The 14,972-nt window shown below is 58.4% G+C and carries 11 protein-coding genes; 10 read left to right on the top strand and 1 reads right to left on the bottom strand.

What is annotated here, in order from left to right; all coding sequences use genetic code 11:
* Positions 1 to 81 precede the first annotated feature (81 nt).
* The 10 genes from AC27HQ_RS15165 to selB all read left to right on the top strand — a co-directional run bounded on the left by AC27HQ_RS15165 (position 82) and on the right by selB (position 13,794).
* Positions 82 to 942 carry a hypothetical protein gene (locus tag AC27HQ_RS15165; RefSeq protein WP_487157042.1) on the top strand — a complete coding sequence of 287 codons (861 nt, stop codon included), beginning with the start codon at positions 82 to 84 and terminating at the stop codon, positions 940 to 942.
* Positions 939 to 2,876 carry an ATP-binding protein gene (locus AC27HQ_RS15160; protein WP_487157041.1) on the top strand — a complete coding sequence of 646 codons (1,938 nt, stop codon included), beginning with the start codon at positions 939 to 941 and terminating at the stop codon, positions 2,874 to 2,876. The genes AC27HQ_RS15165 and AC27HQ_RS15160 overlap by 4 nt, the downstream gene beginning before the upstream one ends.
* 104 nt (positions 2,877 to 2,980) lie before the next feature.
* Positions 2,981 to 4,546 (top strand): class I adenylate-forming enzyme family protein, encoded by a 1,566-nt coding sequence (locus AC27HQ_RS15155; protein ID WP_487157040.1) that lies wholly within the window; start codon positions 2,981 to 2,983, stop codon positions 4,544 to 4,546.
* A gap of 220 nt (positions 4,547 to 4,766) precedes the next feature.
* Positions 4,767 to 5,282, top strand: coding sequence for a 3-hydroxyacyl-[acyl-carrier-protein] dehydratase FabA (fabA, locus tag AC27HQ_RS15150; RefSeq protein WP_487157039.1), 516 nt, complete (start codon positions 4,767 to 4,769; stop codon positions 5,280 to 5,282).
* Between the two features lie 11 nt (positions 5,283 to 5,293).
* Positions 5,294 to 6,511, top strand: a complete 1,218-nt coding sequence (fabB, locus tag AC27HQ_RS15145; protein WP_487157038.1) for a beta-ketoacyl-ACP synthase I — start codon at positions 5,294 to 5,296, stop codon at positions 6,509 to 6,511.
* A gap of 222 nt (positions 6,512 to 6,733) precedes the next feature.
* Positions 6,734 to 8,194 carry a methyl-accepting chemotaxis protein gene (locus tag AC27HQ_RS15140; protein WP_487157037.1) on the top strand — a complete coding sequence of 487 codons (1,461 nt, stop codon included), beginning with the start codon at positions 6,734 to 6,736 and terminating at the stop codon, positions 8,192 to 8,194.
* Between the two features lie 93 nt (positions 8,195 to 8,287).
* Positions 8,288 to 9,724: a hypothetical protein gene (locus AC27HQ_RS15135; RefSeq protein ID WP_487157036.1), complete on the top strand. Its 1,437-nt coding sequence runs from the start codon at positions 8,288 to 8,290 to the stop codon at positions 9,722 to 9,724.
* A complete protein-coding gene (locus tag AC27HQ_RS15130) occupies positions 9,721 to 10,251 on the top strand; it encodes a UGSC family (seleno)protein (RefSeq protein WP_487157035.1) in 531 nt (176 codons plus the stop codon). The genes AC27HQ_RS15135 and AC27HQ_RS15130 overlap by 4 nt, the downstream gene beginning before the upstream one ends.
* Before the next feature lie 226 nt (positions 10,252 to 10,477).
* Positions 10,478 to 11,884, top strand: coding sequence for an L-seryl-tRNA(Sec) selenium transferase (gene selA, locus AC27HQ_RS15125; RefSeq protein ID WP_487157056.1), 1,407 nt, complete (start codon positions 10,478 to 10,480; stop codon positions 11,882 to 11,884).
* Positions 11,881 to 13,794: a selenocysteine-specific translation elongation factor gene (gene selB, locus AC27HQ_RS15120; RefSeq protein WP_487157034.1), complete on the top strand. Its 1,914-nt coding sequence runs from the start codon at positions 11,881 to 11,883 to the stop codon at positions 13,792 to 13,794. Before selA ends, selB begins: the two co-directional genes overlap by 4 nt.
* Here selB and AC27HQ_RS15115 read toward each other — a convergent pair.
* Complete coding sequence (locus AC27HQ_RS15115; protein WP_487157033.1) at positions 13,721 to 14,899, bottom strand: multidrug effflux MFS transporter; 1,179 nt, start codon at positions 14,897 to 14,899, stop codon at positions 13,721 to 13,723. The two genes, selB and AC27HQ_RS15115, sit on opposite strands and share 74 nt — an antisense overlap.
* Positions 14,900 to 14,972 lie beyond the last annotated feature (73 nt).

The raw sequence follows: 14,972 nt of genomic DNA, 5'->3' as shown, positions 1-14,972 counted from the left end.
AGCCAGTTTTGACAAGGAATGTCACGTGAGCACAGAGCCCAATTCGGGGATGTCAGTATGAGGCCGGTCAGGTTACTGATCATGCTCATGCTGCTTGCCTCGACACTCTGCGTCCGGGCCGAGGATATTGCCGTCATACTACCCAGCGAGACCGCCTTGACCCGGGAGTTCGTGTCAGCATTAAGCATATACCGGCCCAATGACCAGATTGAGGTTTACCAGCTTGACCAGTTAACAGCCCCGCCTCAATCAAGGTTAATCATTACCATGGGCATGAGTGCCCTGACCTGGCGTGCAGCACAAGGGATTGAAACGCCGACCATAGCCACGTATGTCAGCCGCAGTAGCCTGAATGCCAGCAATCGTACAGATTTTCCAGCATCCATTCGTATCCTGCTGGCCAACCCATCCCCAGAGCGCCAATTACGCCTGGCAAAATTGCTGATGCCCCGACTTGCGCATGTCGGCATGCTGATTAAACGGGCGCATGCTGATCAACTGCCTGAGTGGGAGGACAGCGCAAGACGCCTTGGCTTGCAATTGACCAGTAACACCCTGGATAACGATGAAAATCCGACCCGTGCTCTCGCACGTCTGCTCGACATCAGCGACCTGCTGATGGCGCCGGATGACCCGCTTACCTACAACGCAGACAGCCTTAAAAGCATCCTGCTCACCAGTTACAGTCGCAATAAGGTTCTGATCGGCCCCAGTGCGCCCTACATCAACGCCGGTAGCCTGAGCACCACATTCAGTACGCCGGAACAAATGGTACTGAGCAGCTTGACGCTGCTTGAGCAGCCCAGCCATCAAGGACAGTTACACTACCCCGCGTTGTTTTCAGTGATATCGAACCAACAGGTTGCCCGGTCTCTTGGCCTGCCACCGCCGGATGACAACAGACTAAGATCGCAACTGGCCCGCCAGGAGGTACCTGAATGACTTTATGGAAAGCCGGTAGTATCCATAATCGTCTTATTCTGATGGCCCTGGCTCCCGCCTTGTTGTTGGGGTTAATTGTCTTCGCCTACTTTGTCAGTGCGCGCCTGGAAGATGTCGACAGACAACTGCAGGATACCGGCGAGCTGATTGCCAGCCAGCTGGCCCCGACCGCCGAGTACGGGGTAATCAGTGGCAACCTGGGCACCCTCGAAAGCCTTCTTGGCGGCGCTTTGGAAATCAAGGACGTGCGTAGCGTTTCAGTACTGGACAAGGACGGTAACGAACTGCTGAGCCTGACCGACGTTGCTGCAGGTGATGCACAGCCTCCTCTGCGTTATTTTTCAGCAGACATCATGCGTCAGCGCATTGCCCTGGAAAACGAGCTTTACCTGCTGGATACGCCGGAACTGCGAACCGATGACACCTTCCGTTATCTGGGCCAGGTGCGTGTTGGTCTAAGCAGCGAGTCTTTTACTGCGCGTCAGGAAGATATTTTGTACGGCGCACTTCTGCTCGCCTCTCTGGTGATGTTAGCCGCCGCGGTACTTGCCTTGCGCCTGGCAAAATCCCTGGCTTCACCCTTGCAGCGTATGAGCGTGGCCGTTCAGTCTTTGCAAGACGGCAACCTGGATACACAGCTGTCTGAAGATCAACAATATGAAATGGGCCAACTGATCAACAATATCAACGCCCTGTCACGCACACTCAAACGGGCCGATGCAGAACAGCGCCAAGCTATGATGCAAATCACATCAGCCCGGGAAGAAGCGGAAGCCGCCAACCGAGCCAAATCGGATTTTCTGGCCATGATGAGCCACGAACTGCGAACACCCATGAACGGTGTACTGGGGATGCTGCAGTTGCTGGAAACAACCGAGCTGAATCAGGAACAAAGTGAGTATGTAGAGATTGCCGGCGAATCCACCGATCACCTCCTGCGCGTCATCAACGATATTCTCGACTTTTCAAGAATCGAACGCGGTGTACTCGAGCTCGAGCACATCCCGTTCGCACTGGACGAACTGATTCATAATTCCGCCATGGTCTTCGAGCACACGGCCAGTCAAAAGGGCTTGAGCCTGAAGCTCAGTTCCAGCGGCAGACCAGGCTTACCTCTGGTGCTGGGCGATCCGACCCGGATCAGACAAATTCTGGTCAACCTGATCGGCAATGCACTGAAGTTCACCGAACAGGGCCAGATACTCGTTGATGCCCATTGGCAGCCCGATGGCAACAGTAACATTCTGCTTGAATGCCGTGTTGAGGATACCGGCATTGGCATCGAACAAGCTCAACTCGAAAGCATGTTTGACGCATTTCAGCAAGCCGACAGCAGCACATCAAGACGCTTTGGCGGCACAGGGCTGGGACTGTCGATCGCCCGCACCTTTGCCCTCAAGATGGGTGGTCAACTTGAGGCCACCAGTGCCATAGGCCAGGGATCCTGTTTTATTTTGAGGCTTTCATTACCCCTGGCAGACAAGCCAGCACTGAACGAGCAACCAAGCGCAATGCAACCCGTCCAGAGCAGACTGCCTTTGCTGCTGGTTGAGGACAATCCAGTCAATCAAATGGTCATCGAAGGCATGTTGCGCAGCTTGTCACACCAGGTTGTTACTGTTGAAAATGGCCACAGGGCGCTACAGCAACTGAAGGATCCGCAGCAGGCCTTCTCAATGATCCTCATGGATCTGCAGTTGCCGGATATGGACGGCTTGACTACGTTCCGCCATTACCTGCACGCCTGTGAAGCAGGGCAAGTTAAACCCATACCCTGTGTGGCCCTGACCGCCAGCGCCTTTGAAGGCGACCGGCAGCAATGCGAGTCTGCAGGCATGCAGGGTTTTCTGACCAAACCCCTGACCCGCGCAGCGCTGCAAAAGGAACTGGACAAGTGGCTGGCACAGGAAGCGAACGGACAGGGCAACTATTGACAAGACTGATCATGCCCCATTTCAGACCTGTGCAAGCGGCACGCCGCAGCGGATACTAGACGCTCAATAACCTTTTCGCCTACAGCACAGGGTCCAGACCTGATATGAGCGCCGATTTCACGCCTATTACCCTTGATACACCTTTCAGTCTGCTGCCAGAGTTGGTCGCGCGGCATGCCATTGAACGTGCCGAGCACCCTGCACTGGTTCAAGATGGCATTCAGATCACCTATGCAGAACTAAACCAGCAGGTTGATCGGGTTGCCGCCGCGCTGCAGCGCGACGGACTCAAGCCCGGGGACAGCATTGCCATCTGCGGCAGTAACAGCATTACCTATGCCATCCTCTATCTAGGGGCACTGCGAGCTGCGGTCGTTGTGGCCCCTCTGGCACCCTCCTCCACCGCCGACAGCCTGATGGTCATGATCAGGGATGCCGGGGCAAAACGGGTATTTGTAGATCAACCGGTTTATCAGGCCCTTGCTGCAGTGGCAAGCCAGGCCGGCCTATCCCTGCTGAGCATGGACGACAGCCGCCCAGAAGCCGGTTTCAGCCAATGGTTGAGCGACCAGCAACCCCGTGCAGTCAGCATCAGCGCCGAAATGCCGTTCAACATCATCTATTCCTCAGGCACCACCGGCGAGCCGAAGGGGATTGTGCAATCGCACGGCATGCGCTGGTCGCATATTCAGCGGGGTATCGTTTTCGGATATGGCCCCGAGTGTGTAACCCTTATCTCGACACCCCTGTATTCGAATACCACCCTGGTGTCCTTCCTGCCCACCATCGGCCTGGGTGGCACGGTCGTGTTGATGGCGAAATTTGATGCAGCCAAGTACCTGCAACTGGCTCAGGCGCTCAAGGTTACCCATACCATGCTGGTGCCGGTGCAGTACCAACGCATCATGGCCCGCGACGATTTCGATCAGTACGACCTGTCGAAATTCAAAATGAAGTTCAGCACGAGTGCACCTTTCCATGCCGAACTCAAGGCTGACATTCTGGCGCGCTGGCCAGGTGGCTTGATCGAGTTTTACGGCATGACCGAAGGCGGCGGCTCTTGCATGCTGGCCGCGCACCAGTTCCCGGACAAACTGGCTACCGTCGGCAAGCCATTGGAAAATCACGACATGCGCGTGATTGACGAGGACGGCCTGGAGTTGCCCTACGGCGAAATCGGTGAAGTTGTTGGTCACTCCCCCGCCATGATGACCGGCTATCTGAACAAACCGGAAAAAACCGCTGAAGCCGAATGGTATGACAGCACCGGCAAACGTTTCATTCGTACCGGGGATGTCGGCCGTTTCGATGCTGAGGGTTTCCTCACCCTGATGGACAGACGCAAGGACATGATCATCAGTGGCGGCTTCAATATTTATCCCAGTGACCTGGAACTGGAGTTGCGCAAGCATCCTGACCTGCTCGAAGTGACCGTAATTGGCGTGCAATCACGCAGCTGGGGTGAAACGCCGGTGGGCTATGCCGTTCTTAAACCCGGTAGCTCTCCCTCTGCCGATGACATCTGCCAATGGTTCAACGGTCGCGTAGGCAAGACCCAACGCCTGAATCGCCTGGTTCTGGTCAATGAGCTGCCGCGCAGCGCCATTGGCAAGGTTCTCAAGCGCGAGTTGCGTGATCAATTCCAGGCTGAATTTGGCGAACTGGATTGATTCAGGGCAATGCTTGCATAGTTTCAAGCCTGCTACTGGCACAGAAACTTTGTTCTTGAGCCGCATCGCAGGTATCCTCGACGCCTGATCAGCCGATGTCCGGGCCAGTGTGACTTTCACATTGGCTCGGCAGTCTGAGCTTACGCTGGCGGAAATAATCCAACCCCCCGCCAAGCCGAAACAATAGCGCCCCACCGAACGGGGAAGAGCAGGAGTCTCTATGTCAAATCAGAATGCGTACACCCGGGAAGAGCTGCTGAAGTGTAGCCGCGGCGAGATGTTCGGACCCGGAAACGCACAATTACCCGCCCCCAACATGCTGATGATCGACCGTATCGTCCATATCAGCGATACCGGTGGCAAGTTCGGCAAGGGCGAAATCGTTGCCGAACTGGATATCAACCCTGACCTGTGGTTTTTTGCCTGTCACTTCGAGGGCGACCCGGTCATGCCCGGCTGCCTGGGGCTTGATGCCATGTGGCAACTGGTTGGGTTTCACCTTGGCTGGCTGGGCTACGAAGGCCGCGGTCGCGCCCTCGGCTCCGGTGAGGTCAAGTTCTTTGGCCAGGTCCTGCCGACCGCCAAAAAGGTGACCTACACCATCCATATCAAACGCACCATCAATCGCTCACTGACCCTTGGCATTGCCGATGGCAGCATGGCCGTGGATGGTCGCGAAATCTACACCGCCGAAGGGCTGCGTGTGGGCTTGTTCACTTCTACTGACAGCTTCTGAGGATTATCGCCATGCGTCGCGTCGTGATTACCGGCATGGGCATCGTATCGTGCCTGGGCCAGGACCTGGAAACCGTTGCCGCCAGTCTCAAGGCAGGCAAATCCGGTATTCGCTTTAAACCCGATTATGCTGAGATGGGCTTGCGCAGCCAGGTTGCTGGCAGCGTGGAGATTGACCTTGAAGCGGCTATCGACCGCAAGATCAAGCGTTTCATGGGCGATGCTGCGGCCTTTGCTTACCTATCCATGGAGCAGGCCATTGCCAATGCCGGCCTGACCGAGGAACAGGTCAGCAACGTACGTACCGGCCTGGTCGCTGGCAGCGGTGGCGCCTCAACCCTGAACCAGATGGAAGCCGTTGATATTCTGCGCGAAAAAGGTGTCAAGAAGATCGGGCCATACCGCGTACCTCGGACCATGGGCAGCACTGTTTCTGCTTGTCTTGCTACCCCGTTCAAAATCAAAGGTGTGAATTACTCGATCTCCTCGGCCTGCGCCACCAGCGCCCACTGTATCGGCCATGCCGCTGAACTGATCCAGCTCGGCAAACAGGACATCGTATTTGCCGGTGGTGGTGAAGAGGAGCACTGGTCACAGTCCATGCTGTTCGACGCTATGGGCGCCTTGTCCACTCAGTACAACGACACCCCGGAAAAGGCCTCGCGCGCCTATGACGCCAAGCGTGACGGTTTCGTCATTGCCGGTGGTGGTGGCATGGTCGTGGTTGAAGAGCTCGAACATGCTCTGGCGCGCGGTGCAACCATTTATGCCGAGCTGGTCGGTTATGGTGCTACCTCCGATGGCTATGACATGGTCGCCCCCAGTGGCGAAGGCGCTGTGCGTTGCATGCAGCAAGCGCTTGCCACGGTTGACGGCACCATTGAATACCTGAATACCCATGGCACCTCCACTCCGGTCGGTGATGTCGCCGAGCTCAAGGCCATTCGCGAGGTCTTTGGTGACAAGGCTCCGAAAATCAGCTCGACCAAGAGTCTATCCGGTCATTCCTTGGGCGCCGCAGGCGTGCAGGAAGCCATCTACTGCCTGCTGATGATGCGTGATAAGTTCCTCGCTGCATCAGCCAACATCGATGAGCTGGATGAGAACGTCGGCAACTTGCCGATTCTTCGCGAGCGTCTTGACCAGGCTGTAGATCTGATGATGTCCAACAGCTTCGGCTTTGGGGGCACCAATGCAACACTGATCCTCAAGCGCTGGAATGGCGTCTGACAGAACATTGCTGCATTGTCCCAAACGGGCGGCCTTGAGCCGCCCGTTTGCATTTCAGAACAGATAAAAACGCCCTGCCCCAGCACAAGTCAGCCGGTTGCGCACCGATACTGACCATATTCCATGGCAGACGAACACAAAGCCGCAGGCTACAGAACAGTGTAGCCATGGCACCTTACTTGCTAGGGCAAAAGAGCCAACCACCTGATTCAGGAGCTGCCCTTGAGCCTCTTCGACCTTATCCGCAGCAAGTCAACCCAGGATGACCAGCTTGATCGACTCTTCAATCAGCTTGATCTGAGCATCACAACGGCACAACAACCTACTTTGATCGGGCGCATCGGTCAGTTTGCCGGGCGCCTGCACAACCGCATCAGCACCAGCCTGAATGCCGCCGTCGGCATTGCTGCCCATGCCCCGCAACTGGCCAGCATTGCCCGACGTAACGAGCAGCAAGGTGAACAGTTGGCGCAATCCTCGGAAATGATCGCCAGCGCCGTGGAAGAAATCAGTGCCAGTCTAGAGGCCGAACTGGTTCCCGGGGCTGCCTGTGTTGCCGAACTGGCCAGCGATGTCAGTCAACAGCTGCGCGCCTGCGAAGCCGACAGCCAACTGGTACTGAGTCAGGTGGATACCATTCGCTCCACCGAGCAGCAATTGGCCGAGGAAATACAGACCCTGGCGCGGCAGATTGACGAAGTCAATCAGGTGATCGGCATGATCGCCAACATCTCCCAACAGACCAATCTGCTGGCCCTGAATGCGGCCATTGAAGCCGCCCGTGCCGGTGAACAGGGCCGAGGCTTTGCTGTGGTGGCCGAGGAAGTCAGACGCCTGGCCGGCCATACTACCCAGGCCACCGAACAGGTCAGTCAGATCATTGAAGGCTTTCGCAGCGGTATGGGCCGCCTCAATCTTGCAGGAGACAGCATGCATAAGGCTGTAGCTCAGGGCCGCGAGGGCATTCAGCGCATGGATATGAGTCTGACCCAGGCCAGCAGCGCCATGTTGCAACTGGATCAGCGCGTGGCCGGTATGGCCAGCGGCACCGAACAGATTGGTGCAGCCGTGCGTTCGGTCAGTCAGGACGTCCAGCAGGTCGCTGATGTAGCCACCGAACTCAAGGACAGCGCTACCCGGGTGCGCCAGCACAGTGATGCGGTACGCGAGGCCAGCGATCAACTGCTCGAAGGTCTGGGGCAGTTCCAGCTCGGCATCCACCAGCAGATGCGTGATCGGGTCATCAGCATGGTCTCTGAGCCGGGACTGGTTCGCAGCCTGGGTGAAGCAGAACAGCTGATGCAGCAATGGGTTCGTCAGGATAGCCGCTTTGAACTGCTGTATCTGGTCAACGCCGAGGGTATTCAAGTCAGCGAAAATATCCCCGCGCCAGACCTCGCTAGCGCCTCGGCTAACAGCGTGCGAGGCAGTAACTGGTCCGGGCGCGCCTGGTTTCGCTCGGCCCGTGACCAACTCAGCGCGCAGATCAGTCCGGTGTATCGCTCATCGGCGACTGACGCCTTTTGCTTTACTCTCTCCGCGCCGGTATTCAACAGTCAGGGGCAGTTGACCCATGTGCTCGGTGCGGACGTTCGACTGTCGGCCCTGTTGGGGCAAACAAGCGCGCCCGAGCAACACCTCGCACAACAACGCCAACAACAATGGCAAGCAGCCATCGCCTGAGAAGGACAGTGTCTCGATTTGCGACAACGGGCAGGCCTTATCAAACCGACTGATAATGCTTGCCTCCTGACCTGAAGCTGCTACAAATCAAGTATGCAAATACTTCCTGATGGCTTGATTGTAATCCTCAAGCGCGCCTGCCCGACCTGCGCCCTGATCGAACCTGTGCTGGCCCAACTGGCGCGCGGCCCATTGCCCTTGACCGTTGTGGTGCAGGACACCGCCGACTTTGATGTGGGCAAGGGCAGACAAATTGCCGACGACACCCTTGAGTGGTCCTGGCAGCTTGATTGCGAGATTGTGCCGACCCTGATCCGCCGTGAACAGGGCCAGGAGCAGTCACGCACCTACGGCTGGTTCCGGGAAGACTGGGAACAGATCAGCGGCCTGTCACGCCTTGGCCCCGATTTACCCGCCTCGCGCCCCGGCTGCGGTTCCAAGACTCAGGACCCGGGCATGGCCGAGAAACTTGCGATACGCTTCGGGGCCGTGACCTTTCAATCCCGCGAAGTGGAAATCGGCGATAGCGAAGACCCTATCGAGGCCTGCCACGAGCGTGGTTGGAGTGACGGCCTGCCGGTGGTACCGCCCACGCCCGAACGGGTATATCGCATGCTCCTGGGTACCCGTCGCAAGGCCGATGAAGTACTGGGCCTGATGCCACCCGATCTGGTGCCCTGCACCGTCGAGAAGGTCGCCATCAATGCCGTCATGGCCGGCTGCAAGCCCGAATACATGCCGGTGGTACTTGCTGCTGTGGAGGCAGCCCTGGTCGACGAGTTCGGCATGCACGGCATTCTCTGTACAACCATGTTTGCTGGCCCTCTGGTGCTGGTCAATGGGCCGGTGGCCAAGCGCATCGGCATGAACGCCGGCGTCAACTGCCTGGGCCAGGGCAACCGCGCCAATGCCAGCATCGGCCGCGCCCTGCAGCTGGTCGTGCGCAACGTAGGTGGTGGGCGCCCCGGCGAGATAGATCGAGCTACCATGGGCACCCCCGGCAAATTTACATTCTGCTTTGCCGAGGCCGAGGACAGCGAATGGAATTCCCTGGCCGTGGAACGCGGGTTCAGCCCGGACCAGTCGGTGGTTACCCTGTTTGCTGCTGAAGGCGTACAGGCCATTGTCGATCAGAAGTCCCGCACCCCCGAATCCCTGGCACGCAGTTTTGCCCTGTCGCTGCGTGCCGTCGATCACTACAAGCTGGTCATGCACGGTGATGCCATTCTGGTGGTATCACCCGAGCATTGTCGGGTCTTCACAGATGCCGGCTGGAGCAAGGCCCGCCTGCACCAGGAACTGGCTCGCCTGCTGACCTTGCCAGGCAAGGAGCTGGTCATGGGTGCGCAAGATATTACCGAAGGCATGCCGGAGCAGTTTGCCGGCGCAGATCTACCCAAGTTTCGACCTGGTGGATTACTGATCGTCAGGGCCGGTGGCCCGGCTGGTCTGTTTTCCGCTGTTATTGCTGGTTGGGCCGCTTCCGGCCCGACGGGCTCCACCCCGGTTAGCAAGGAGGTAACGGCATGACATCGCCAACCATTCTGCTCGACCCGACCGCTGAGCGCACGGCTACCAGCCGCGCATTGACGGCCAGACCTGCGTCACTCGAAGGCCTGACTGTCGGTTTGCTGGACATTTCCAAGTCACGCGGCAACGTATTGCTGGATCGTCTGGACGAACTGCTCAGCGAGCGCGGTATCGAGGTAAAACGCTATCGCAAACCTACCTTTGCACGCATCGCCCCCACCGATCTGAAACAACAGATCGCCAGTGAGGTAGACGTGCTGGTGGAAGGCTTGGCCGACTGAGGCTCCTGTACCTCGTGCTGTATGCATGATATAGGCGACCTCGAAGGCCGACAGATTCCCGGTGTAGGTATTGCTTCCAGCGAATTCGTTGAGGCGGCAGCGTTGCAGTCCAAGGCATTGGGCATGGACCCGAAGATGGTGTTTGTACCCCACCCGATTCAGGACCGTACCGATGACGAACTGCGTACACTCGCCGATAACGCCTTCGACAGCATAGTGAAGGCACTAACGCTGCAGGACTCGTGATAATGGCGGGCCTTGCGGCCCGTGCATAAGAGTTGATTGGCAAGATGGGGGTTCTGGGCAAATGGGGCACCCCGGTACAAGACACGCGGCAAGTACGTCCTTGTAGCTCAGCAATGCCATCCCTGGCATTGATGGTCTTGTACCGGGGTGCCCCATCCGCCCATTTCAGCTTTGGCGTCCATCAACTCTTATGCTTCGCATTACTTCTCGAGGCTAGTGTTCCGTGCTGAATACCGACCTGACCACATCCAGCGATGTGCGCCGCACCCTGCCCTCCATTGACCACATACTCAACTGGCCCCTCATACGCCAACTGACCGAAGACTTCGGCCGCGAGCTGACCAAACAGAGCATCAACGGTGAGCTGCAGCGGCTCAGAGCGGCCTGCCAGCCCTGTGAGCCAGATCAGCTTGTTGAAAGGGTGCAGCAGCAACTGCAGCAACTACTGGCCCCGTCCCTGCGCAAGGTGTTCAACCTGACCGGTACCGTACTGCACACCAACCTTGGCCGCGCGCCGCTGCCGGAAGAGGCCATAGTGGCAATGTGTGACGTCGCACGTGGCGCCAGCAACCTGGAATTCGATCTGGCTACGGGCAAACGCGGTGACCGTGACAGCCATGTCGAAGCCTGGCTGTGCCGACTGACCGGCGCCGAAGCGGCCACCGTGGTCAACAACAATGCCGCAGCCGTCCTGCTGACACTGAACACCCTGGCAAAGGGTAAAGAGGTGCTGGTTTCACGCGGCGAGCTGGTGGAGATCGGCGGCGCCTTCCGTGTGCCGGATATCATGCGTCGCGCCCAGGCCAAACTGGTCGAAGTCGGCACGACCAACCGCACCCACCGGCGTGACTATGTCGACGCCATCAACCCGAAGACGGGCCTGCTGATGACGGTTCACGCCAGCAATTACACCATTCAGGGGTTCACCGCCAGCGTACCGGAGCAACAGATAGCGCAGGCCGCCCACGACCAGGGCCTGCCCTACGCGATAGATCTGGGCAGCGGCAGTCTGATCGATATGCGCCAGTGGGGTTTGCCCTACGAGCCTACACCGATGGACAGCATTGCCAGTGGCGCGGACCTGGTCACCTTCAGCGGCGACAAGCTATTGGGTGGCCCGCAAGCCGGGATCATTGTCGGCAAGCGGAGCCTGATCGACAAGCTGAAGACCAATCCGCTCAAGCGCGCACTACGCTGCGACAAGGTCACCCTCGCGGCTCTGGAGGCAGTACTCACGCTTTACGCGCAGCCGGAAAAACTCGCCGAACGCCTGCCCAGCCTGCGCTGGTTAAGCCGCACGCAGGAGGAGATTCGGCAGCAGGCTGAACGCTTGCTTTCGGCATTTCAGTCCTGGACGGGCGAGCAGACGGCGGTCACGATAATGAATGTCATGGGCCAGATTGGCAGCGGCTCGCTACCCATAGAGCGCTTGCCCAGCTGCGCCATCGCCCTGCGCCCCGCCTCAAGCAAGCGCGGCAGCAATAGGCAACTGCAGGCTCTGCAGGCTGCGCTCAGGACCCTGCCGGTGCCGATCATCGGCCGCATCCACGACGGCCAGCTACTGCTCGATATACGCTGTTTGGACGAAGAAGCGCAATTGCTCAGCCAACTGCAGGCGCAGCCCTACCGATGATTATCGCCACCGCCGGGCATGTGGACCACGGCAAGACCGCATTGATACGCGCGCTCACCGGTCAGGAAACCGATCGCAGTGCCGAAGAACAGGCGCGCGGCATGAGCATCAATCTGGGTTTTGCCTACCTCGACACGCCCTGCGGCAGCGCATTGGACTTTGTCGATGTGCCCGGCCATGAGAAGTTTATGCGCACCTTGCTGGCGGGTATGGGCTGTGTAGAGGCAGCGTTGTTGCTGGTTGCGGCAGACGACGGCCTGATGCCGCAGACCCTTGAACACATCGAACTACTGAGTCTGCTGTGCTTGCATCCGATCACTCTGGTGCTGACCAAGACTGACCGGGTTGATCAAGCACGAGTGGCACAGGTGCAGGAGGATGCCTGCGCGGCCTTGCAGCAGGCAGGAATACAAGCGGCTGCCTGCTTCAACGTGAATAATCTGGATGGCCAGGGCGTACCGGCCCTGCGTGCGTATTTGCTTGAACTGGCCAGAAATCAGCCACTGGTCGACGCTTCAGGTTCACCCCGATTTCATATCGATCGTCACTTCAGTCGCGCCGGCACCGGGCAGATTGTCACAGGTACCCTGGTATCGGGGCAGATTTCTCCGGGTGACCAGCTTTGCCTATCGGTGAATGGCAGCCTGGTGCGCGTCCGTGCGCTGCATATCCACGGTCAAGCGGTCGAACGCGCCCTTGCCGGTCAGCGTTGCGCGTTGCAGATTGCCACACAGGCGCCGGCACAAGCACTGCAACGTGGCAGCCAGTTGCTGATCGCTGAAACCCGCATGCCTTCCCGCCGCTTTGATAGCCTTCTTCATTTACACCGGCCCATGCCCACACGGGGCAGCCTGCAACTGCATCTGGCCAACAGCACAGTCAATGCACGCTGTGTGGTACTAGGAGAGCGTGATTCCAGCCCCTATTGGCAGTGGATCACTGACGAGCCGCTGTGCCTGCGTCAAGGCGACAGATTCATTATCCGCGATCCGGCGTCCAGACACTTTATCGGCAGCGGACGGATAGTCGATCCCTTTGCCCCGGAGCGTGGCCGTCAGCGTTCTGAACGCCTGAACTGCCTCAAGGCAATGGACCAGACGTCTCCCGAAGCAGCCCTGCGTGCATTACTGCACTGCCTTGCACAGGGCGTAGATCTGCAGCGCTTCGCCCTGACCTGGCAGCTCCAGGCCGACCAACTTGAGGCGCTGATCACGCAGGTGGCGCATGAGGGCTCGCTGTTCCGTCGCGGTCAGTGGTTGACTCTCCATGCTCGGCTGCAAGATCAGATTCACACCCTGCTCGCGTTACTGCAGGACTATCATCAGCGTTATCCGGAGCGCTTGGGACCGGGCAAAGTCGAGCTGGCTGGCGAACTCGGGTTACCCCTGCACAGTCCTTTTCTGCATTGGACATTGCGCCTTGCGCAGGATCAGAAACAGCTGCAACAGTCCGGCCCTACCCTGTTTCTGAGCAGCCACCAACCCAAGGCTGATCCACAACTGCACAGTCTGTTAAGCGATCTGCTGCCGCTGTTTACGGCCTGCAGCCCGCGTCCGCCCGATATGGGTGAGTTGATGGCCAGGCTGCAGATCGAGCGTGAGGTCTTGCTCACGCACATGCAACAACTCTGCCGCCAGGGTTCTGTGGTCTTTATCGGGCGCAACCGCTACCTGTTGCCCGAAGCCACGCAACAGCTTTACGGGGTTCTGCGGCAATGCGCAGAACAGGATACCCAAGGGCATATTCAGACACCGCTGTTTCGGGACCGCTCGGGCATTGGTCGCAACCACAGTGTTGCCGTACTGGAATACTTCGACCGCGAGGGTGTAACGCGCTTCAGACAGGGTGTGCGGCGGCTCGTCGAGCCATGGCCGCCATCAACACACACAGTAGACCACAGCCAAACATGACCAGCGCCAAGGGCATGGCACTGCCGTCATGCAACACACCGACCAGAGCGGTGGTGCCACCGGCAATCACGAACTGCATGGTTCCCATCAATGCCGAGGCTACTCCGGCCTGATGTCCCTGCCCGGCCAAGGCGCAGGCTGAGGAATTAGGCAGCACCAAGGCCACGACCGAGACACAGCCAAACAGTGGAATCATGATCACCCAGAGTGACTCAGGCTCCGCCAGCGCCGCCAACAGCAACAGCAGTGTGCAAAACAGATAGAACAGGCTGGTGCCCTTGAGCAGTGCCATGGGCGGGCGGCGGCGCAGCAAACGGCTGTTGAACTGGGCAAAAAGCACAAATCCGGCGGCGTTGGCCCCGAAGAACCAGCCAAAATGCGCCGGCGACACGCCGTACAGCTCAATGATGATAAACGGCGATCCCGCAATATAGGCAAACATACCGGCCATGGCCACGCCACCGGTCAGCGCATGGGCCATAAAAACCGGTTCACGTAACAAACCGGCATAGCGCGAAAAGGCCCCCAACAGCCTCGGTCGTGGTTCCTGTTGAACCAGGGTTTCTGGCAAACCAAAGAACACGGCGAGTCCCATCAAACTGGCAAACACCGCCAACAGGATGAACATCACCGACCAATGCCCAACACTCAGCAGCCAACCACCAATCAGCGGCGCAAGAATCGGAGCCAGACCCATGACTAACATCAATTGGGAAAACGCTTTGGCAGCCTGAATCGGCGTACACAGATCCCGCACCACCGCCCGGTTAACCACCATACCGGCACAGCCACCCAGGGCCTGGGCAAAACGCGCCAGCAGTAACCATTCAAGGCTGGGAGCCAGGGCGCAGCCGAGCGAAGCCAGGGCAAACAGACTGATACCAAAGAGCAACGGCTTACGCCGTCCGTAACGGTCCGCAACCGGACCATAGAACACCTGACCCAGCGCCAGACCAATAAAGTAGGCCGTCAGGCTCAACTGAACTGCCTTGCTGTCGGTAGCAAAGTCAGCGGCAATACTTGGGAAGGCAGGCAAGTACAGATCGATCGCCAACGGACCAAAGGCACTCAAACCACCGAGAATGAGCAGCAACTTCAAAGGCATGGTGTTTCAATCTCGTATGCGGCGCGGACCGGAGAAATAAGGGCTGTCTAGTGTGCCAGAGTCACCAGCAAAA

Source organism: Halopseudomonas sp. 4NH20-0008, from assembly GCF_057548395.1.
This window is presented reverse-complemented; position numbering and strand designations above follow the sequence as displayed.

Excerpts from the sequence above, each read along its gene's own strand:
- AC27HQ_RS15160 (WP_487157041.1), top strand. The coding sequence starts at position 939 with ATGACTTTATGGAAAGCCGGTAGTATCCATAATCGTCTTATTCTGATG.
- AC27HQ_RS15135 (WP_487157036.1), top strand. The coding sequence starts at position 8,288 with ATGCAAATACTTCCTGATGGCTTGATTGTAATCCTCAAGCGCGCCTGC.
- fabA (WP_487157039.1), top strand. The coding sequence starts at position 4,767 with ATGTCAAATCAGAATGCGTACACCCGGGAAGAGCTGCTGAAGTGTAGC.
- AC27HQ_RS15155 (WP_487157040.1), top strand. The coding sequence starts at position 2,981 with ATGAGCGCCGATTTCACGCCTATTACCCTTGATACACCTTTCAGTCTG.
- AC27HQ_RS15165 (WP_487157042.1), top strand. The coding sequence starts at position 82 with ATGCTCATGCTGCTTGCCTCGACACTCTGCGTCCGGGCCGAGGATATT.
- fabB (WP_487157038.1), top strand. The coding sequence starts at position 5,294 with ATGCGTCGCGTCGTGATTACCGGCATGGGCATCGTATCGTGCCTGGGC.
- AC27HQ_RS15115 (WP_487157033.1), bottom strand. The coding sequence starts at position 14,899 with ATGCCTTTGAAGTTGCTGCTCATTCTCGGTGGTTTGAGTGCCTTTGGT.
- selB (WP_487157034.1), top strand. The coding sequence starts at position 11,881 with ATGATTATCGCCACCGCCGGGCATGTGGACCACGGCAAGACCGCATTG.